This is a genomic window from Pseudomonas protegens CHA0 (assembly GCF_000397205.1).
Lineage (GTDB): Bacteria > Pseudomonadota > Gammaproteobacteria > Pseudomonadales > Pseudomonadaceae > Aquipseudomonas > Aquipseudomonas protegens.
In genome coordinates, this window is record NC_021237.1 from 310,212 (window position 1) to 328,670 (window position 18,459).

The window sequence follows — 18,459 nt, forward strand, 5'->3', positions numbered from 1 at the left end:
TCACAGGAAGCAATTCATGGACGAGATACTCACCAACACAGCGACACCAGAGGTCGGCGGGGTTGCCCAGCTGAGCCCGAGTGCGGCCAGGACCAAGGCGCGGATCGCGCTGGCAGTCATGCTGGTGCCCCTGTTCGGGACCTTCGAGGCAATCCGACTATGGTTCACCGGCCAGGTCCATGCCCTGGATTTCATCCTCTTCGCGGTGTTCTACGCGGTGCAGATGTTCGGGGTTTCCATGGGCTACCACCGTTACCTGGCCCATCGTGCGTTCAAGACCTCGCGGCTGATGAGCAGCCTGATGCTGATCGCCGGTTGCATGGCGGCCCAGGGGCCGATCCTGTTCTGGGTCACCACCCATCGCCGGCACCACACCTACAGTGACCAGCACGGTGACCCGCACTCCCCCAACCTCATGGGCCAGAGCCGCTGGCAACGGGCCAAGGGGCTGTGGCATGCGCACATGCCGTGGATGCTGGCCCCGGACATGTCGAGCTGGAACTTCTTCGCCCCGGACATCCTGCGCGACCGCCGGCTGTTCTTCTACAACCAGACCTACCTGTTCTGGGTGGCCCTGGGGGTAATCCTGCCAGGGGTGATCGGCGGGCTGGTCAGCCAGAGCTGGTCCGGTGCCTGGAGCGGCCTGATCTTCGGCGGCCTGGCGCGGATCTTCGTCGCCAACCAGGCGGCCTGGTGTGTGGGCTCCATCTGCCACCGCTACGGCGCTCGCCCGTTCGTGACCCACGACCAGAGCACCAACAACTGGATCGTGGCCTTCCTCACCTTTGGCGAGGGGCTGCAAAACAATCACCACGCATTCCCTGCCTGGTACCGGCATGGCGTGCACTGGTGGGAGCCCGACCTGTCGGGCTGGACACTGGCGTTAATGGGCAAGCTGAGACTGGTCTCAGACCTGCGTTCCCCGTCCCAGGCAATGATCGACAAAGTCCGCAAGCGCCAGGCCTCGTCCTGAAACGCCCAATCGGCTGATCGTATTAACCACCTCACTCATCAAGGAAGATCCTATGTCCAATTTCATCTCCAATTTGCTGAGCACTCTGAGCTTCTCAGAGAAAAAACAGGCGGCGGTCGAACTCAACGAGGACAGCATCAAGCATTGGCTGGTGCAGAAGATGGGCGCGCTCTTGAAGATCGATCCTTCCCAGGTCGATACCGCCCGCAGCTTCGAGTCCTACGGCCTCGATTCGCTGGTAGCGGTGAAAGTGGCGGGTGACCTGGAGAAGTTCATGGAGCAGCGCCTGTCGCCGGCCCTGCTGTTCGAATACTCCAGCATCGATGACCTGTCCAAATACCTGGCCAATGAACTGACCACATCCGAAGTTTGACTTCGCAGGAGCTTGGCCATGGCCATTGCACAGATGCCCTCGCAAAAAAACGATAAATTCAATGACCTGCTCCGACGCTCTCAGGAGATCGAGGGCCTGCGTCTGACCGACGCAATCCCCAAGCACCTGTATCAGCCGCGGGTATGGCGCGGGATGCTCAGCTTCGTCGTCAGCTACATGCTCTACATCGGTGCCATCGTGGCGGTCGCCCACGTGCACTGGATGTTCTACCTGCCGCTGTGGCTGGTGGCGGGCCTGGGCGGCTGGGGCCTGTTCTGTGTCGCTCACGATTGCGGGCACAACTCGTTCTCGCGCAACCGCAGCTTCAACCACATCCTCGGGCACATCGCGCTGCTGCCGTTGCTGTACCCGTTCCACGGCTGGCGCCACATGCACAACATGCACCACGCCAACACCAACAACCTGGAAATGGACGTCGACTGGCGCCCGGTGCTGCGCGTGCAATATGACGCCATGCCCTGGTGGGACAAGCTGGTCTACAGCAGCACCCGCACCTGGCTGTTCTGGCTGGGCACGGTCAACTACCAGCGTCACTCGGGCTTCCGTCCGTCGATGTTCCACAAGCTCGAAGCGCGCAACGAAGTGCGTCGCTCGATCCTGTTCATGGTGGTGGCTGCGCTGATCTACCTGCCGACCCTGGTCTACTTCACCGGCTTCACCGGCCTGTTCCTGTACTTCATCGCCCCGTGGCTGGCGACCCATGCCTGGTTCAGCCTGACCACCATGATGCACCACATCAGCGACGAGACCCCGTTCCTCACCAAGGAACACTGGAGCTTCAACAGCAGCCGCCTGCTGCTGACCACCGACTACATGTACCCCAAGTGGCTGCTGTTCCTGACCCACTACATTTCGGTGCACACCGCGCACCATGTGGCGCCGATCATTCCCCACTACAACCTGCCCGAAGCCCAGGCCGCGTTGAAGACGGCCTTCCCCGGCATGGTCCGGGAAAAGCCCATGACCGTGCAGGACGTGTGGCACGTGGCGCGTAGCTGCCACCTGTACGACCCGGTGAACGGTTTCTATGAGTCCTTCGACCAACCAGCCCAGGCGGCCGGAGACCCGAGCACCCCCGGAGCCCGGGCCGCCAACGGCCCGTTGACCATGAAGCAGCAGATGCTGCGCAGCTACATGGGCGTGCTGGGATCGGTGTCGCTGGAGACCGCCGGGGCCAAGGCCACCGACCTGTTCGGCTACACCCGGGAATACATCAAGCAGCCGGACAAGGAAATGAGCCCCCTGGGCGCCCAGCGTTTCCATATCAAGGGTATCCCCGGCGTTCCCCATGGCTATCAGTGGGGCACGGGCAACCAGACCATCCTGCTGGTCCATGGCTGGGGTGCGGACAGCCGCAGCCTGTATTCCTTCACCCGGGTCCTGCAGCGCCAGGGCTTCAAGGTCGCGACCTTCGATGCGCCAGCCCACGGCATCTCGCCGGGCTCGCTGAGCACCATGACCGAGTTCAAGGACGCGGTGAAAGCGGCGATTGTCGCCCTCGGCGACGTGGTGGGTATCGTTGCCCATTCCCTGGGCGGGATCGCCGCCACCGGAGCCCTGGCCGAACTGGCCGAGACTCATCGGATCAAGGCCCTGTGCCTGCTGGGCTCGCCGGCCAACCTGCCGGTGGTGATCCAGCGCTGGGCCAACGGCTACCTGAAGCTCAAGCCGGCGGTGGTCCAGGCCATGCACCGGGAACTGTGGAAACGCAACGGCGTGCCGGTGGAGCACTGGGATATCCCGGCGCTGGGCAACGCCCTGCAACTGCCAACCCTGGTGCTGCATGACCTCAACGACCCGATCGTGCCGTTCTGCGAAGCGCAGCAGATCACCACGCTGATGCCATGGGCCAAGCTGGAGCCGGTGTCCGGGCTCGGGCATGTGCGGATCCTCTCCGATGCCGCGGTACTGGAGCAGGTGGCGCAGTTCCTCGTGGAGAACGTCAAGGTGGCCGAAGTGGCCCAGGCCAGCGCATGAGAACAACGCATAACCCTTTGATGATGGTTGACCACCCATGAGCACCTACGCTGAAAACGCTGTGGCCGAGTCCGGCCTGTGGATGTGCCTGATCTGTGGCTGGATCTACGATCAACGCCTTGGCGATCCGGATTCGGGGGTGCCTCCGGGCACCGCCTGGGACGACATTGCCGAGGATTGGACCTGCCCGGAATGCGGCGTGAGCAAGTTGGACTTCAACATGGTGAAGCTGTAGCCCAGCGCTTGAATTCTGTAGTCGATGAGGAAGGAAGATGGCGACCCAAGAGCCAAGGCCGGCACCTGCCAGGGGCCGGCGCAACAGCTTCAGGAAGATGCTCTTCAAGGGCATTTACAACGGAGTTCTGGGGCTGCTTCGCTGCAGCTTCTGGATCGAGTCGCGGCTTTTTCCCCAGCGCGCTGCAGCACGGGCGCTGAAGATGTTCACGACGCCACAACGGCTGCGCCAGCATTTTCCGCAGACCTTGCCCAGCGCCACGGTGCAGGACCTGGAAACCGACCAGGGGCGCCTGCGCTGCTTTCGCTGGACTCCACCGCAGGTCCGGCGCCGCGTGGTGCTGGTGCACGGTTGGAGTGGCGCCAGCACCCAGTGGCAGTACCTGATCCCGCTGTTGCTGGAGGAGGGCTGCGAGGTCCTCTCCTTCGACTGCATCGGCCATGGCGGCAGCGGCGGTCGGCAGGCCTCGCTGCCGACCTTCGTCAGCATGCTCGACCAGGTGCAAAAGCAACTGGGGCCCTTCGACACCGTGATTGGTCACTCCCTGGGCGGCGCTGCCGCCGGGTATGCCTTGAGCACTCCGGTCGGCAAGGGTTTCCAGCGGGCGGTCCTGGTGGCCGCGCCGGCCGATATCGAAAACGTGGTCCGGCGCTTTGCCGCATTTTTGTGGATCAACGATGACGTCAGGCAACGCATGCAACTTCTGGTTGAGCAACGCTATCAGAAGGACATGGCCAGCCTGGCGGTCAGCCGTTATGGGCGCCAGGTGGAGGTCCCGGTGCTGCTGGTGCATGACCAGCAGGATCAGGAAGTCCCGGCAGATGACCTGCAATCCTTCGCCGAAGGCTTGCGACACCGGCGGGTCTTGCAGACTCGCGGGTTGGGCCATCTGAAAATTCTCAAGGACAGCGCGACCATGGAGGCCGTGGTCGAGTTTGTCTGTGCAAAGGACGGCAACCTATGAGTGAAAGTTACGATGTGATCGTTATTGGTGCGGGGCCCGGCGGCTATGTCGCCGCCATCCGGGCCGCGCAACTGGGGCTCAAGACAGTCTGCATCGAGCGCTACAAGGGCAAGGATGGCAAGACCGCCCTGGGCGGGACGTGCCTGAACGTTGGCTGCATTCCCTCCAAGGCACTGCTGGACAGTTCCCACCACTACTACGAAGCGCGCAACGGATTCGAAGTGCACGGCATCGCCATCAGCAATCCGCAGATGGATGTGCCAGCCATGCTGGCGCGCAAGGACAACGTGGTGCGCAATTTCAACGGCGGCATTGCCTCGCTGTTCAAGGCCAATGGCGTGGCCCTGCTGGAAGGTCACGGCAAGCTGCTGGCCAACAAGGAAGTGGAAGTCACCGCCGCCGATGGCAGCACGCAACGCATCAGCGCCGGCAATATCATCCTGGCTCCCGGCTCGCGGCCGATCGACATTCCCGCGGCGCCCCTGGCCGGCGAGGTGATAGTGGACTCCACCGGCGCCCTGGAATTCACCCAGGTGCCCAAGCGCCTCGGGGTGATCGGTGCCGGCGTCATCGGCCTGGAACTGGGGTCGGTCTGGGCACGCCTGGGGGCTGAAGTCACGGTGCTGGAAGCCCTCGACAGCTTCCTCCCGGCGGTGGATGCGCAGATCGCCAAGGAGGCGCAGAAGATCCTCGGCAAGCAGGGCCTGGATATCCGCCTGGGCGCCCGGGTGACGGCCTGCGAAGTGCAGGGCGACAGCGTCAAGGTCAGCCTCAGTGAGGCCGGCGAGGACAAGCAGCAGGTGTTCGACCGGCTGATCGTCGCCGTCGGTCGCCGCCCCCTGACCACCGATCTGTTGGCCGCCGACAGCGGCGTGCACCTGGACGAACGCGGTTTTATCCACGTCGATGGCCAGTGCTGCACCAGCGTCCCCGGGGTGTTCGCCATTGGCGACGTGGTACGCGGCCCGATGCTGGCGCACAAGGCTTCTGAAGAGGGGGTGATGGTGGCCGAGGGGATTGCCGGGCATCGGCACCCGTTGAACTACGACCTGATCCCCTCGGTAATCTACACCCACCCGGAAATCGCCTGGGTCGGCCAGACCGAGCAGGCTCTCAAGGCCGAGGGCGTCGAGTTGAACATCGGCACCTTCCCGTTCGCTGCCAGCAGCCGGGCCATGGCGGCCAACGACACCGCCGGGCTGGTCAAGGTGATTGCCGATGCAGGCACCGACCGCGTGCTGGGCGTGCATGTGATCGGGCCGGGCGCGGCGGAGCTGGTTCAGGAAGGGGCCATCGGCATGGAGTTCGGCACCAGTGCCGAGGACCTGGGGATGATGGTGTTCTCCCATCCGACCCTGTCCGAAGCCCTGCATGAAGCCGCGCTGGCCGTGAATGGCCAGGCGATCCATATCGGCAATCGCAAGAAGAAAGCCCCCGCCGGCGTCAAATAGCCAGTGGCCCCGGCCCCGCTCATGCAGCGCGGCCGGGGTTTGCTGCATCCCCGCGTTTCAGCGCAAGAACGGCACATCCCCAAGAATGGTCGCGCGCTGCATCACCCGGCGCTGTGGACGGTAGTCGTCCACCGCATAGTGCTGGGTCACGCGGTTGTCCCAGAAGGCAATGTCGTTCTCCTGCCAGCGCCAGCGAATGGTGAATTCCGGGCGGGTGGCGTGGGCGAACAGCAGTTGCAGGATGGCTGCGCTTTCGCTTTCCGACAGCTCATTGATCCGGGTGGTGAAGCCGTCGTTGACGAACAGCGACTTGCGCCCGCTCACCGGGTGCGTGCGGATCACCGGGTGCGACAGCGGCGGGTTCTTGCGCCGGGTTTCTTCCCAGCGCGCCAGGTCCTCGGGGGTGTTGCCGAAGCGCTCCAGAGGGAAGGACTTGGTGAAGTCGTGGGTCGCGGTCAGGCCCTGCAGCAGATTCTTCATTGGCTCCGACAGCGCCTCGTAGGCGGCAATGCCGCTGGCCCACAGGGTATCGCCGCCGAACTCCGGCAGCAGCTTGGCGCTGAGCACCGCGCCCAGGGCCGGGGTCGGCAGAAAGGTTACGTCGGTGTGCCAGATGGCGTTGTCGCGTACGTCGGTCTCGGCGGTATCGAGGATCAATACCTCCGGCTGCTCCGGCACATTGGGGTAGATCGGGTGGATGTGCAGGTCGCCGAAGCAGGCGGCGAAACGCGCCTGCTGCTGCGGGGTGACCGGCTGGTTGCGAAAGAACAGTACCTGGTGCTTGAGCAGCGCCTGCTCGATGGCGTCACGATGTTCGATGCTCAAGGGCTGGCTGATATCGATGCCGCCGATCTGGGCGCCGAGGGCGGAGCTTAGAGGAGTGATGGTCAGGCTCATGGTCGTTCTCTTGTACGGCGCCGGACGTCGGCGTGGTCGGATTCGGTTTATCTGCATCAATCTTGAAATCGCTGGCATGCACGGCTCTTGTAGCCGCTGCCGAGCCTTGGCGAGGCTGCGAACGGCTGCGCAGCAGACGCAAACCCTTGCAGCGCGGTCGTCCTGGTCGATCGCTGCGAGCGCTGTGCGCTCGGTCACAGCTTCGCGGGGGCTCGGCAGCGGCTACAGACAGCCGAGGCAATCGACGCAAGGCAGGCGCCAGTCAGTGGCTCTGGCCATGCCAGGGCACAAGCTTGCGCTGCAGGGCGCGCAGGCCCATTTCCATGGCGAAGGCGATCAGGGCAATCACCAGGATCCCCAGCACCACCACATCGGTGACCAGGAATTGCGCGGCGGACTGCACCATGAAACCCAGGCCGCTGGTGGCGGCAATCAGCTCTGCCGCCACCAGGGTCGACCAGCCCACGCCCAGGCCGATGCGCACGCCGGTGAGGATGTCCGGCAAGGCGCTGGGCAGGATCACATGGCGAATCAGCTGGGCCCGGGTAGCCCCCAGGGACTGGGCGGCGCGCAGCTTCGCCGGGTCCACGGTGCGCACGCCGGTGGCGGTGGCGATGGCGATCGGGGCGAAGATCGCAAGGTAGATCAGCAGCACCTTGGACAGCTCGCCAATGCCGCACCAGATGACGATCAGCGGCAGGTAGGCCAGGGGCGGAATCGGCCGGTAGAACTCGATCAAAGGGTCGAGCACGCCACGGGCGATGCGGTTGGCGCCGATGGCGATGCCCACCGGAATCGCCGTCAGCACGGCAAAGCCCAGGGCCAGGCCGATGCGTTGCAGGCTCGCCGCCAGGTGCTGCCATAGGGTGGAATCCATGTAGCCGCTGGTGGCCAGCAACCAGCCCTTTTGCAGCACCGCAGAAGGGGGCGGCAGGAACAGCGGCTCGATCAGGCCGGTGGCGGTGACGGCCCACCACAGGGCCAGCAGGGCGATCAGGGTCAGCACGCTGATCCAGCGGGTGCTCAGGCTGCGGCGCACGATTTGTGGCGCTTTGGGGTTGGCATCGCCGGTGGCGGTGACGGGAATCTCGTAGCTGCTCATGGCCGCTCCTGCTGCTGGGTGGCGCTGCGCTGGGAGAACACCCGGGCCAGCACGTGTTCGCGGGTTTCGATGAACCGCGGGTCGGACTTGATCGCCCGCGCCGACTCGCCGGCGGCGTAGCGCTGGCCGAAGTCCAGGTTCAGGCGTTCGACGATCTGCCCCGGGTTGGGCGCCAGGAGAATCAGGTCGGTGGCCAGGAACACCGCTTCCTCGATGTCGTGGGTAATCAGGAACACCGGCTTGGCAGTGCGCCGCCAGACTTGCAGCAACAGCTCCTGCATCTGCTCGCGAGTGAAGGCATCCAGGGCACCGAAAGGTTCGTCCATCAGCAGCACCCGCGGGTCGGCCGCCAGGGCGCGGGCCAGGCCCACACGCTGCTTCTGGCCACCGGAGAGCTGCCAGATGCGGCGCTTGTCGAAGCCGGCCAGGTCCACCAGGGCAAGCATTTCCCGAGCCCGGGCTTCGCGCTTGTCGCGGGCCACGCCGGCCAGCTCCAGGCCGAAGGCGACGTTGCCCAGCACGTCCTGCCAGGGCAGCAGGGCATCGTCCTGGAACACCACGCCGCGTTCGGCGCTGGGGCCCTGCACCGGTACGCCATCGAGCTGGATGCGCCCGGCGCTGGGTTCGACGAAGCCGGCAATCAGGTTCAGCAGCGAGGTCTTGCCGCTGCCGGAAGGGCCCAGGGCGACCAGCAGTTGCTGTGGCCCCAGGGTCAGGGAAATATCCGCCAGCACCGGTTCGGCGGCGCCGGGGTACTGTGCGCTGATGCGCTCCAGTTGTAGCAAGGCCATGACGGCTATCTCCTGTCCTGACGCGGGTTATTCAGGGATGAACTTGGCGCTGACGTAGGGGGCGTAGTCCGGCAGCACTGCCTCCACCTTGCCCTGCTCCTTGAGGAACGCGGCGGTGTCGGTGATGGCCTTGGTGGTCGGCGCACCGAGGCTGACCACCTGGTCGGCGGCCAGCGGGTAGACGTTGCCCTGCAGCAGCAGCGGAATATCGCTGGCCTTGGCCCCGGAGAGCTTCACCAGCTTGTCGACGTTGCCCTGGTTGGCCAGCCAGGCTTGCGGGTCCTTGCGGTACTGGGCGTAGGCATCCAGGGTCACCTTGGCGAAGGCCGTGACGATTTCCGGATGCTTCTCGGCAAAATCCTTGCGCACGATCCAGGCATCGAAGGTCGGCGCGCCGAACTTGGCCAGTTCACCGGAGGTGATCAGCACCTTGCCGTTTTCCTTGGCCACGCCCAGGGCCGGGTCCCAGACGTAGGTGGCATCGATATCGCCGCGCTTCCAGGCGGCGATGATCGCCGGTGGCGCGAGGTTGAGTATCTGCACTTTCGAGGGGTCGATGTTCCAGTGCTTCAGGGCTGCCAGCAGGCTGTAGTGGCCGGTGGAAACGAAGGGCACGGCGACTTTCTTGCCTACCAGGTCCTGGGGCGAGGTGATCCCGGAACCGTCCCGGGCCACCAGGGCTTCGGCGGCGCCGATCTGGGTGGCGATGAGGAAGGTCTGCACCGGCACCTTGCGGGTGATGGCGGCGGTCAGCGGGCTGGAGCCCAGGTAGCCGATCTGCACATCGCCGGAAGCGATGGCGGCGATGACGTCGGCGCCGTTATCGAATTTGCGCCAGTTGATCTTGGCCTGGGTGGCTTTTTCATAGCTGCCGTCGGCCTGGGCCACTTTGGCCGGGTCGACGGTGGTCTGGTAGGCGACGGTGACGTCGGCCGCCTGGGCGAAGAAACTCGCTGCGGCCAGGGACGCGGCCGCCAGGAGGCGAAGGGGGAAATGCAGTTTCATGGGAGGCTCCTCATAGGCGGCCGGTGATCGGCGTGGGAGGAGACTAAATGATCTAAGAATGCAGAAATAAATAACTTATTTGCATTAGCTTATGAGGGGAATATGCAGAGTGCTGTTCGCCGGCAAGCCGGCTCCTACGGGAGGGGTGTAGGAGCCGGCTGGCCGGCGAAGCGTCAGTTGCTGATGGCCAGGATGCTGGCCTGGTAGGCACCGACGAACACGTCGAAATCACCCACCTCGTTCTGTTCAAGCTCGGTCTGCTGTTCCAGGGATTTGCGCGCCGCTTCTTCGAACGCGGCTTGCTCTTCCTTGCTCAGGGCCTGGCTGCGGAAGTACTCGGCATGGGCCTGGCTCTGGCGCAGGGAGAACTGGGTGAAGCTCTCCTTGTGCTCGCTCATGGCCGCCAGCACCTGGGCCGAAGGGGTCAGGGACGAATCCTTGACCTTGGCCAATTGGGCGTCCAGGGCCTTGCTGTGCACGTCGCTGCCATGGCTCTGGTCGAGCAGGGCGGCCAGAGGGGCGATCTGCTCCAGCAGTTGGGCGGCCCACTCCTTCATTTCCACCGGCTGGCCCTGGCGTTGCAGCTGCAGGCCCGGGCGCCGGCCTTCCTTGACCACGGCGAGGAAGTTCGAGGTGGCATTGCCGCACTCGTTGTTCTCGAACAGCGGGCTGTCGTTGAGTGCGCAATACAGCAGGAAGGCGTCGAGGAAGCGGGCTTCCTGGATGTCGATGCCCAGTGGCAGGAACGGGTTGATGTCCAGGCAGCGTACTTCGACGTACTGGATACCCCGGGCCATCAGCGCCTGGATCGGCCGCTCGCCGGTGTAGGTCACGCGCTTGGGGCGGATGTTGGAGTAGTACTCGTTTTCGATCTGCAGGATGTTGGTGTTCAGTTGCACCCATTCGCCATCCTTGTGGGTGCCGACTTCCACATAGGGCGCGTAGGGCGTGGCCACGGCCTTGCGCAGGCTGTCGGTGTAGCTGTTCAGGTCGTTGTAGCAAGGGGTCAGGCCGGCCTGGGCCTTGCTCTGGTAGCCCAGGTCGCTCATGCGCAGGCTGGTGGCGTAGGGCAGGTACAGGGTCTCGGCGTCCAACTGTTCCAGCTGGTGCGAGCGGCCGCGCAGGAAACCCGCGTCCAGGGCCGGCGAGGCACCGAACAGGTACATCAGCAGCCAGCTGTAGCGACGGAAATTGCGGATCAGCGCGATATAGGCCGAAGACTGGTAGTCACGGTCGGTGCCGACAAAGCCCTCGGCCTGCTTGAGCAGCGGCCATAGCTGTTCCGGCAGGGAAAAGTTGTAGTGGATCCCGGCAATGCACTGCATGGTCTTGCCGTAGCGCAGGGCCAGGCCCTTGCGGTACACGTACTTGAGCTGACCGATGTTGGAGGTGCCGTAGTAGGCGATGGGGATATCTTCCTCGGCCGGCAACGGGCACGGCATCGATGGACTCCACAGGTACTCGTTGCCGAGCTTGCTGTAGGCGAAGCGATGAATCTTGTCGAGGCTGGCCAGGGTGTCCGCCGGGTCCTTGAGGGCCGGGGTGATGAACTCCAGCAGCGACTCGGAGTAGTCCGTGGTGATCTGTTCGTTGGTCAGCGCGGAACCCAGTTCTTCCGGGTGCGGGGTCTGTGCCAGGCGGCCTTCGCCGGTGACACGCAGGCATTCACGTTCGATACCGTGCAGGCACTGCTCGAGCAGAGAGAGGTTAGCGCGCTCGCCGAGCAGAGCCAGGCGGCGGTTGAGAAGTTCGCTCAAGTTGGATTCCTTCACGCGTCAGTCGCCCCAATATGGGGGTGGGCAGGACGGTCTACAAGGGTGAAGTTAAAACTGGCGTTTTCGCCTGGTTTTTGAGTCAAGCCGACTCGCCTGAAAACGCCAATCCTTCATCCCTGAATCTGGCTTTAGCGCGGGCAGAAAACTCCGACGCCGCTTTTGCAGCGCCGAAATTAACCCAAATACATGACAGGGAGCTATAGGACCGCGAAGGTGCCTTGTGCTTTTGCGACCAGTTTGTCGCCCTGGATCACATCCGCTTCCACCACCAGGGTGCGGCGGCCGGGGTGGATCACCTTGGCCCGGCACAGCACCTCGCCCTCGGCCACGGCGCGGATGTAGTTGATCTTGCACTCGATGGTGGCGCTCTGCTGGTCGAAGCCGTGGGTGCTGGAACAGGCCAGCCCCATGGCAATGTCCACCAGGCTGAAGATCGCCCCGCCGTGCAGCTTCTGCCCGCGATTGCGCAGTTGCGGGGTCAGCTCCAGGGCGACGTCCGCTTCGCCGGTTTCCAGGCGTTGCAGACGGCAGCCGAGCAATTGGCTGAAGGCGCTTTCGGTCAGGCCGGCAGGGATCTGCATCAGCGTTTCTTCAACTGCTTGGCGTTGGCGAACAGCGAGGCCATGGCGTTGTTGCTCGGGGCGGGCGCGGCGCTCTCCTTGCGCGGTGCATTGCCCTGGGAGGAGCGTGGCGCCGAGCCGGGGCGGGAGCCACGGGCACCGTCGATCTTCTCGCCCGGGGTGTCGCCCATGCGCATCGACAGGCCGACGCGTTTGCGCGGGATATCGACTTCCATGACCTTCACTTTCACCACGTCACCGGCCTTCACCGCTTCGCGTGGGTCCTTGATGAACTTCTCCGACAGCGCCGAAATGTGCACCAGGCCGTCCTGGTGCACGCCGATGTCGACGAAGGCCCCGAAATTGGTGACGTTGGTCACCACGCCTTCGAGGATCATCCCCAGTTGCAGGTCCTTGAGGTCTTCGACACCGTCCTGGAACTCGGCGGTCTTGAACTCGGGGCGCGGGTCGCGGCCGGGCTTGTCCAGTTCCTGGAGGATGTCGGTGACGGTGGGCAGGCCGAAGGTTTCGTCGGTGAACTTTTTCGGGTCCAGGCGCTTGAGGAAGCCGCTGTCGCCGATCAGCGAGCGGATGTCGCGGCCGGTGTCGGCAGCGATGCGTTGTACCAGCGGGTAGGCTTCCGGGTGCACTGCGGAAGCGTCCAGCGGGTTGTCGCCGTTCATCACACGCAGGAAGCCGGCGGCCTGTTCGAAGGTCTTTTCACCCAGGCGGGCGACTTTTTTCAGCGCGGCGCGGGTCTTGAAGGCACCGTGTTCGTCGCGGTGGCTGACGATGTTCTGCGCCAGGGTCGCGTTGAGGCCGGAGATCCGCGCCAGCAGGGCCACGGAGGCGGTGTTGACGTCGACGCCCACGGCGTTCACGCAGTCTTCCACCACCGCGTCCAGGCCACGGGCCAGTTTCAGTTGCGAGACATCGTGCTGGTACTGGCCGACACCGATGGATTTCGGGTCGATCTTCACCAGCTCGGCCAGTGGATCCTGCAGGCGGCGGGCGATGGACACCGCGCCACGGATCGATACGTCCAGGTCCGGGAATTCCTTGGCCGCCAGCTCCGAGGCCGAGTACACCGATGCACCGGCTTCGGAGACCATGACCTTGGTCATCTTCATGGCCGGGTATTTCTTGATCAGCTCGGCCGCCAGCTTGTCGGTTTCCCGGCTGGCGGTGCCGTTGCCGATGGCGATCAGGTCCACCGAGTGCTTGGCGCACAGGGCAGCCAGAATGCCCAGGGTCTGGTCCCATTTGTTGTGCGGCACATGGGGGTAGACGGTGGCGTGGTCCAGCAGCTTGCCGGTGGCATCCACCACCGCCACCTTGCAGCCGGTGCGCAGGCCCGGGTCCAGGCCCAGGGTGGCGCGCGGGCCGGCCGGAGCGGCCAGCAGCAGGTCGTGAAGGTTGTGGGCGAAGACGTTGATCGCCTCGGTTTCCGCGCCATCGCGCAGTTCGCCCAGCAGGTCGGTTTCCAGGTGGGTGTAGAGCTTGACCTTCCAGGTCCAGCGCACCACTTCGCCGAGCCATTTGTCGGCCGGGCGGTTCTGGTTCTGGATGCCGAATTGCTGGCCGATCATGCCTTCGCACGGGTGCATGGTGCCCGGCAGTTCGTCACCGACTTTCAGCGCGGAGCTGAGAATGCCTTCGTTGCGGCCACGGAAAATTGCCAGGGCGCGGTGCGACGGCATGCTTTTGAGTGGTTCATCGTGTTCGAAGTAGTCGCGGAACTTGGCGCCTTCCTCTTCCTTGCCGGCGATCACGCGGGCGCTGATGGTCGCTTCCTGCTTGAGGAAATTGCGCAGCTTTTCCAGCAGGCTGGCGTCTTCGGCGAAGCGCTCCATCAGGATGTACTTGGCGCCTTCCAGGGCGGCCTTCACGTCGGCCACGCCTTTTTCGGCGTCGACGAAGCGTGCGGCTTCGGTTTCCGGAGCCAGGTTCGGGTCGTTGAACAGGCCGTCGGCCAGTTCGCCGAGGCCGGCTTCCAGGGCGATCTGGCCCTTGGTGCGGCGCTTCTGCTTATAAGGCAGGTAAAGGTCTTCGAGGCGGGTCTTGGTGTCGGCCAGCTTGATGTCGCGGGCCAGTTCCGGGGTCAGCTTGCCTTGCTCTTCGATGCTGGCCAGGATGCTGATCCGCCGTTCGTCGAGTTCTCGCAGGTAGCGCAGGCGCTCTTCCAGATGACGCAGCTGGGTGTCATCGAGGCTGCCGGTGACTTCTTTCCGGTAGCGGGCGATGAAGGGCACGGTGGAGCCTTCATCCAATAGAGCGACGGCCGCTTCGACCTGTTGTGGGCGTACGCCGAGTTCCTCGGCAATGCGGCTGTTGATGCTGTCCATAAAACCACCTGACAAATTGTGAAAGCAGGCCCGCGGGCACGAAAATAAGGCCCGGCGAGTCTGGTTGAGCGGCCTGGCACGCGCCGCCACCTGGATCAAAAGGCTGCCTGTTGACCCGTGAAATCGAAAAAATACTGCCGGCCCGGGTAAAAAAATAAACCGGCCGCAGGCGTACTGATCAGATATTGCCCAACACAAAAGGCGGCGCATTATACCCAGCGTTAGCCGTTGCGGGGTGATCGCCAGCCTCAGGCCGACAGCGGGTTTGCTGGCGATAGAGGAAAAATCTGCTAACAATGCACTCGGTGCGTATAACGGCAGCTACGCCATAATGCGCACCGAGATTAGAGGAGCATCCAATGAGCAGCACTGTACAAACTGCTGAAGGCGAAAAAATTCTTATTGTTGACGACGACCCGGGGCTGAGCAGCCTGCTGGAGCGTTTCTTCGTCAGCAAGGGCTACCGTGCCCGCGCAGTACCTAACACCGAGCAAATGGACCGCCTGCTGGGTCGCGAAGTGTTCAACCTGGTGGTACTCGACCTGATGCTGCCCGGCGAAGACGGCTTGACCGCATGCCGCCGCCTGCGCAGCGCGAACAACCAGATTCCGATCATCATGCTCACCGCCAAGGGCGACGAGCTGAGCCGCATCAAGGGCCTGGAACTGGGCGCCGACGATTACCTGGCCAAGCCGTTCAATCCCGACGAGCTGATGGCGCGGGTCAAGGCCGTATTGCGTCGCCAGTCTGCCCCGGTGCCGGGTGCGCCGGGCAGCGAAGACGAAAGCGTGACCTTCGGCGACTACGAGTTGTCCCTGGCCACCCGCGAGCTCAAGCGCGGCAATGAAGTGCACATGCTCACCACCGGTGAATTCGCGGTGCTCAAGGCGCTGGTGATGAACGCCCGCCAGCCGCTGACCCGGGACAAGTTGATGAACCTGGCCCGTGGTCGCGAATGGGACGCCCTGGAGCGCTCCATTGACGTGCAGATCTCCCGCCTGCGTCGGATGATCGAGCCCGATCCTTCCAAGCCGCGCTACATCCAGACCGTCTGGGGCGTGGGTTATGTCTTTGTGCCGGATGGCACCGCGACCAAGTGATCATTGATTTGTAGGAGCCAACGCCCGGGCCGGTAACGACCCGGGCGTTCGCATTCCGCAACGGTGCGAGCGCGAGTCGCTCCTGCAAAGTGTGTAGTGGCTGTTATGAAAACCCCGCTGTGGTTCCCCCAGAGTTTCTTCTCCCGCACCCTGTGGCTGGTGCTGATCGTGGTGCTGTTTTCCAAGGCATTGACCCTGGTTTATCTGTTGATGAACGAGGACGTGCTGGTGGACCGGCAGTACAGCCACGGCGTGGCCCTGACCCTGCGCGCCTACTGGGCCGCCGATGAATCCAACCGTGACCAGATCGCCGAGGCTGCCGGCCTGATCAAGGTGGTGGGCAGCGGCGTACCGGCCGGCGAGCAGCATTGGCCCTACAGCGAGATCTACCAGCGGCAGATGCAGGCCGAACTGGGCGCCGACACCGAAGTGCGCCTGCGCATGCATGCGCCGCCGGCGCTCTGGGTGCGGGCGCCGAGCCTGGGGGACGGCTGGCTCAAGGTGCCGCTGTACCCCCATCCGCTGCGGGGGCAGAAGATCTGGAGCGTGTTGGGCTGGTTCCTGGCCATTGGCCTCTTGTCCACCGCCTCGGCCTGGATTTTCGTCAGCCAGCTCAACCAGCCCCTCAAGCGCCTGGTGTATGCCGCCCGGCAACTGGGCCAGGGACGCAGCGTGCGCCTGCCCATCAGCGATACGCCCAGCGAGATGACCGAGGTCTACCGCGCGTTCAACCAGATGGCCGAGGACGTGGAACAGGCAGGGCGAGAGCGGGAGTTGATGCTGGCCGGGGTGTCCCACGACCTGCGCACGCCGCTGACCCGGCTGCGCCTGTCCCTGGAATTGATGGGCGATCACACTGACCTGACCGACGACATGGTGCGGGATATCGAGGACATGGACGCCATTCTCGACCAGTTCCTGGCCTTCATTCGCGATGGGCGCGACGAATCGGTGGAAGAGGTGGACCTGGGCGATCTGGTGCAGGAAGTGGCGGCGCCCTACAACCAGAACGAAGAACGGGTGCACCTGCGCCTGGAGCCGATCCAGCCGTTCCCGTTGCGCCGGGTGTCGATGAAGCGCCTGCTCAACAACCTGATCGGTAACGCCCTGAATCATGCGGGTACGGAAGTGGAAGTGGCGGCCTATGTGTCCGGTGACACCAATGCGCCCTATGTGGTGCTCAGCGTGATGGACCGTGGCGCGGGGATCGATCCTTCGGAACTGGAAGCGATCTTCAACCCCTTCACCCGTGGCGACCGTGCCCGCGGCGGCAAGGGCACCGGGCTGGGGCTGGCCATCGTCAAGCGGATTGCCGCCATGCACGGTGGCAATGTCGAACTGCGCAACCGCCCCGATGGTGGCCTGGAAGCGCGAGTACGCCTGCCGCTGGGCTTGCTGCTGCCCCGTGATGCGGATTGATCGGGGCTTCGCTCCTGCAGGCAGCACATAGCCCGTAGGAGCTGGCTTGCCAGCGCAAGGCCGGCCACGCGATCCCTAGCCCTTGCCCTTGGTCCGGGTCATGTTCGGCCCGCCGTTCTTCTCGATGTGCTCGATGATGATTCCCGCCACGTTCTTGCCGGTGGTGGTCTCGATGCCTTCCAGGCCCGGCGAGGAATTGACTTCCATCACCAGCGGCCCGTGATTGGAACGCAGGATATCCACCCCTGCCACGCTCAGGCCCATGACCTTGGCCGCCCGCAGCGCGGTCATGCGTTCTTCGGGAGTGATCTTGATCAGGCTGGCGCTGCCGCCGCGATGCAGGTTGGAGCGGAACTCCCCCGGCTTGGCCTGGCGTTTCATCGCCGCGATCACCTTGTCCCCCACCACGAAGCAGCGAATGTCGGCGCCGCCGGCCTCCTTGATGTACTCCTGGACCATGATGTTCTGCTTCAGGCCCATGAAGGCCTCGATCACCGATTCCGCCGCCGTGGCGGTTTCACACAGCACCACGCCGATGCCCTGGGTGCCTTCCAGCACCTTGATCACCAACGGCGCGCCGTTGACCATCTCGATCAGGTCGGGAATGTCGTCCGGGGAATGGGCGAAGCCGGTCACCGGCAGGCCGATGCCACGCCGCGACAGCAACTGCAGCGAGCGCAGCTTGTCCCGGGAGCGGGCGATGGCCACCGATTCGTTGAGGGGGAACACCCCCATCATTTCGAACTGGCGCAGCACCGCGCAGCCATAGAAGGTCACCGAGGCACCGATCCGCGGGATCACCGCATCGAAGCCTTCCAGGGGCTTGCCGCGGTAGTGGATCTGCGGCTTGTGACTGGCGATGTTCATGTAGGCGCGCAGGGTATCGACCACTACCATTTCATGGCCACGCTCGGTGCCGGCCTCGACCAGACGACGAGTGGAATACAGACGCGGGTTACGCGACAGCACAGCGATCTTCATGCAACACCTGTGGCAGAGGTAGTGGATACCGGGAACACCGGTTTGTCTTGTACGTACTTGATGCCCGGATTGACCACCAGTTGGCCGTCGATCAGAGCCTTGGAACCCAGCAGCAGGCGATAGCGCATGGCCTTGCGGCAGGCGAGGGTGAACTCCACCCGCCACACCCGATCGCCCAGGGCCAGGGTGGTGCTGATCACGTAGCGCACCTGGGCCTGGCCGTTGGAGCTTTTAATGGTTTTCATCGCCACCAGCGGTGCTTCGCAGCGCCGGTGACGCAACTGCACCACACTGCCCAGGTGGGCATTGAAGCGCACCCACTGCTCACCTTCGCGCTCGAAGGGCTCGATCTCGGTGGCATGCAGGCTGGAGGTGCTGGCCCCGGTGTCGATCTTGGCGCGCAGGCCGGCCACGCCCAGATCCGGGAGCGCCACCCACTCGCGCAGACCGACAACGGTCAAATGGTCAAAAGTCTTCAATAAGGAAAATC

17 protein-coding genes are annotated in these 18,459 nt (G+C 64.1%); 8 read left to right on the forward strand and 9 right to left on the reverse strand.

Annotation, left to right across the window (positions count from 1 at the left end; genetic code table 11):
* Positions 1-16 precede the first annotated feature (16 nt).
* From PFLCHA0_RS01345 to lpdA, 6 genes are all read left to right on the forward strand, one after another.
* Positions 17-973, forward strand: a complete 957-nt coding sequence (locus PFLCHA0_RS01345) for an acyl-CoA desaturase (protein ID WP_015633760.1) — start codon at positions 17-19, stop codon at positions 971-973.
* 52 nt (positions 974-1,025) lie between these two features.
* Positions 1,026-1,346, forward strand: a complete 321-nt coding sequence (locus tag PFLCHA0_RS01350; protein ID WP_011058644.1) for an acyl carrier protein — start codon at positions 1,026-1,028, stop codon at positions 1,344-1,346.
* 18 nt (positions 1,347-1,364) lie between these two features.
* Positions 1,365-3,344 (forward strand): alpha/beta fold hydrolase, encoded by a 1,980-nt coding sequence (locus tag PFLCHA0_RS01355; RefSeq protein ID WP_015633761.1) that lies wholly within the window; start codon positions 1,365-1,367, stop codon positions 3,342-3,344.
* Between the two features lie 37 nt (positions 3,345-3,381).
* Complete coding sequence (locus PFLCHA0_RS01360; RefSeq protein WP_011058646.1) at positions 3,382-3,579, forward strand: rubredoxin; 198 nt, start codon at positions 3,382-3,384, stop codon at positions 3,577-3,579.
* Between the two features lie 202 nt (positions 3,580-3,781).
* Positions 3,782-4,543: an alpha/beta hydrolase gene (locus PFLCHA0_RS01365; protein ID WP_171053494.1), complete on the forward strand. Its 762-nt coding sequence runs from the start codon at positions 3,782-3,784 to the stop codon at positions 4,541-4,543.
* Complete coding sequence (gene lpdA, locus PFLCHA0_RS01370; RefSeq protein WP_015633763.1) at positions 4,540-5,994, forward strand: dihydrolipoyl dehydrogenase; 1,455 nt, start codon at positions 4,540-4,542, stop codon at positions 5,992-5,994. Before PFLCHA0_RS01365 ends, lpdA begins: the two co-directional genes overlap by 4 nt.
* Before the next feature lie 57 nt (positions 5,995-6,051).
* Here lpdA and tauD read toward each other — a convergent pair whose 3' ends face one another.
* From tauD to PFLCHA0_RS01405, 7 genes are all read right to left on the reverse strand, one after another.
* Positions 6,052-6,891: a taurine dioxygenase gene (gene tauD / locus PFLCHA0_RS01375; RefSeq protein WP_041751907.1), complete on the reverse strand. Its 840-nt coding sequence runs from the start codon at positions 6,889-6,891 to the stop codon at positions 6,052-6,054.
* Positions 6,892-7,153: 262 nt separating this feature from the next.
* On the reverse strand, positions 7,154-7,993 hold the full coding sequence (gene tauC / locus PFLCHA0_RS01380; protein WP_015633765.1) for a taurine ABC transporter permease TauC: 840 nt from the start codon (positions 7,991-7,993) through the stop codon (positions 7,154-7,156).
* Positions 7,990-8,784 carry a taurine ABC transporter ATP-binding subunit gene (gene tauB / locus PFLCHA0_RS01385; RefSeq protein WP_011058651.1) on the reverse strand — a complete coding sequence of 265 codons (795 nt, stop codon included), beginning with the start codon at positions 8,782-8,784 and terminating at the stop codon, positions 7,990-7,992. The genes tauC and tauB overlap by 4 nt, the downstream gene beginning before the upstream one ends.
* 27 nt (positions 8,785-8,811) lie before the next feature.
* Positions 8,812-9,789 (reverse strand): taurine ABC transporter substrate-binding protein, encoded by a 978-nt coding sequence (gene tauA / locus PFLCHA0_RS01390; RefSeq protein ID WP_015633766.1) that lies wholly within the window; start codon positions 9,787-9,789, stop codon positions 8,812-8,814.
* 173 nt (positions 9,790-9,962) lie between these two features.
* Positions 9,963-11,546 (reverse strand): glutamate--cysteine ligase, encoded by a 1,584-nt coding sequence (gshA, locus tag PFLCHA0_RS01395; RefSeq protein WP_026020196.1) that lies wholly within the window; start codon positions 11,544-11,546, stop codon positions 9,963-9,965.
* Between the two features lie 215 nt (positions 11,547-11,761).
* The gene (locus PFLCHA0_RS01400; protein ID WP_011058654.1) at positions 11,762-12,145 is read right to left on the reverse strand and encodes a PaaI family thioesterase; all 384 of its coding nucleotides are present in this window, start codon (positions 12,143-12,145) and stop codon (positions 11,762-11,764) included.
* Positions 12,145-14,469, reverse strand: a complete 2,325-nt coding sequence (locus PFLCHA0_RS01405) for a Tex family protein (RefSeq protein WP_011058655.1) — start codon at positions 14,467-14,469, stop codon at positions 12,145-12,147. Before PFLCHA0_RS01405 ends, PFLCHA0_RS01400 begins: the two co-directional genes overlap by 1 nt.
* A 359-nt stretch (positions 14,470-14,828) precedes the next feature.
* Between PFLCHA0_RS01405 and ompR the strand changes: the two genes are divergently transcribed.
* A complete protein-coding gene (gene ompR / locus PFLCHA0_RS01410; protein ID WP_011058656.1) occupies positions 14,829-15,569 on the forward strand; it encodes an osmolarity response regulator transcription factor OmpR in 741 nt (246 codons plus the stop codon).
* Positions 15,570-15,674: 105 nt separating this feature from the next.
* Positions 15,675-16,988, forward strand: coding sequence for an ATP-binding protein (locus tag PFLCHA0_RS01415; RefSeq protein ID WP_011058657.1), 1,314 nt, complete (start codon positions 15,675-15,677; stop codon positions 16,986-16,988).
* A 75-nt stretch (positions 16,989-17,063) separates the two neighbouring features.
* Here the strand turns inward: PFLCHA0_RS01415 and rimK are convergent, their stop codons facing one another.
* Positions 17,064-17,969, reverse strand: coding sequence for a 30S ribosomal protein S6--L-glutamate ligase (rimK, locus tag PFLCHA0_RS01420; RefSeq protein WP_007931744.1), 906 nt, complete (start codon positions 17,967-17,969; stop codon positions 17,064-17,066).
* Positions 17,966-18,448 carry a retropepsin-like aspartic endopeptidase RimB gene (gene rimB / locus PFLCHA0_RS01425; protein ID WP_015633768.1) on the reverse strand — a complete coding sequence of 161 codons (483 nt, stop codon included), beginning with the start codon at positions 18,446-18,448 and terminating at the stop codon, positions 17,966-17,968. The genes rimK and rimB overlap by 4 nt, the downstream gene beginning before the upstream one ends.
* Between the last annotated feature and the right edge of the window lie 11 nt (positions 18,449-18,459).

Coding starts and splice junctions, on each gene's coding strand:
- PFLCHA0_RS01345 (WP_015633760.1), top strand. CDS start 17: ATGGACGAGATACTCACCAACACAGCGACACCAGAGGTCGGCGGGGTT.
- PFLCHA0_RS01350 (WP_011058644.1), top strand. CDS start 1,026: ATGTCCAATTTCATCTCCAATTTGCTGAGCACTCTGAGCTTCTCAGAG.
- PFLCHA0_RS01355 (WP_015633761.1), top strand. CDS start 1,365: ATGGCCATTGCACAGATGCCCTCGCAAAAAAACGATAAATTCAATGAC.
- PFLCHA0_RS01360 (WP_011058646.1), top strand. CDS start 3,382: ATGAGCACCTACGCTGAAAACGCTGTGGCCGAGTCCGGCCTGTGGATG.
- PFLCHA0_RS01365 (WP_171053494.1), top strand. CDS start 3,782: ATGTTCACGACGCCACAACGGCTGCGCCAGCATTTTCCGCAGACCTTG.
- lpdA (WP_015633763.1), top strand. CDS start 4,540: ATGAGTGAAAGTTACGATGTGATCGTTATTGGTGCGGGGCCCGGCGGC.
- tauD (WP_041751907.1), bottom strand. CDS start 6,891: ATGAGCCTGACCATCACTCCTCTAAGCTCCGCCCTCGGCGCCCAGATC.
- tauC (WP_015633765.1), bottom strand. CDS start 7,993: ATGAGCAGCTACGAGATTCCCGTCACCGCCACCGGCGATGCCAACCCC.
- tauB (WP_011058651.1), bottom strand. CDS start 8,784: ATGGCCTTGCTACAACTGGAGCGCATCAGCGCACAGTACCCCGGCGCC.
- tauA (WP_015633766.1), bottom strand. CDS start 9,789: ATGAAACTGCATTTCCCCCTTCGCCTCCTGGCGGCCGCGTCCCTGGCC.
- PFLCHA0_RS01400 (WP_011058654.1), bottom strand. CDS start 12,145: ATGCAGATCCCTGCCGGCCTGACCGAAAGCGCCTTCAGCCAATTGCTC.
- PFLCHA0_RS01405 (WP_011058655.1), bottom strand. CDS start 14,469: ATGGACAGCATCAACAGCCGCATTGCCGAGGAACTCGGCGTACGCCCA.
- ompR (WP_011058656.1), top strand. CDS start 14,829: ATGAGCAGCACTGTACAAACTGCTGAAGGCGAAAAAATTCTTATTGTT.
- PFLCHA0_RS01415 (WP_011058657.1), top strand. CDS start 15,675: ATGAAAACCCCGCTGTGGTTCCCCCAGAGTTTCTTCTCCCGCACCCTG.
- rimK (WP_007931744.1), bottom strand. CDS start 17,969: ATGAAGATCGCTGTGCTGTCGCGTAACCCGCGTCTGTATTCCACTCGT.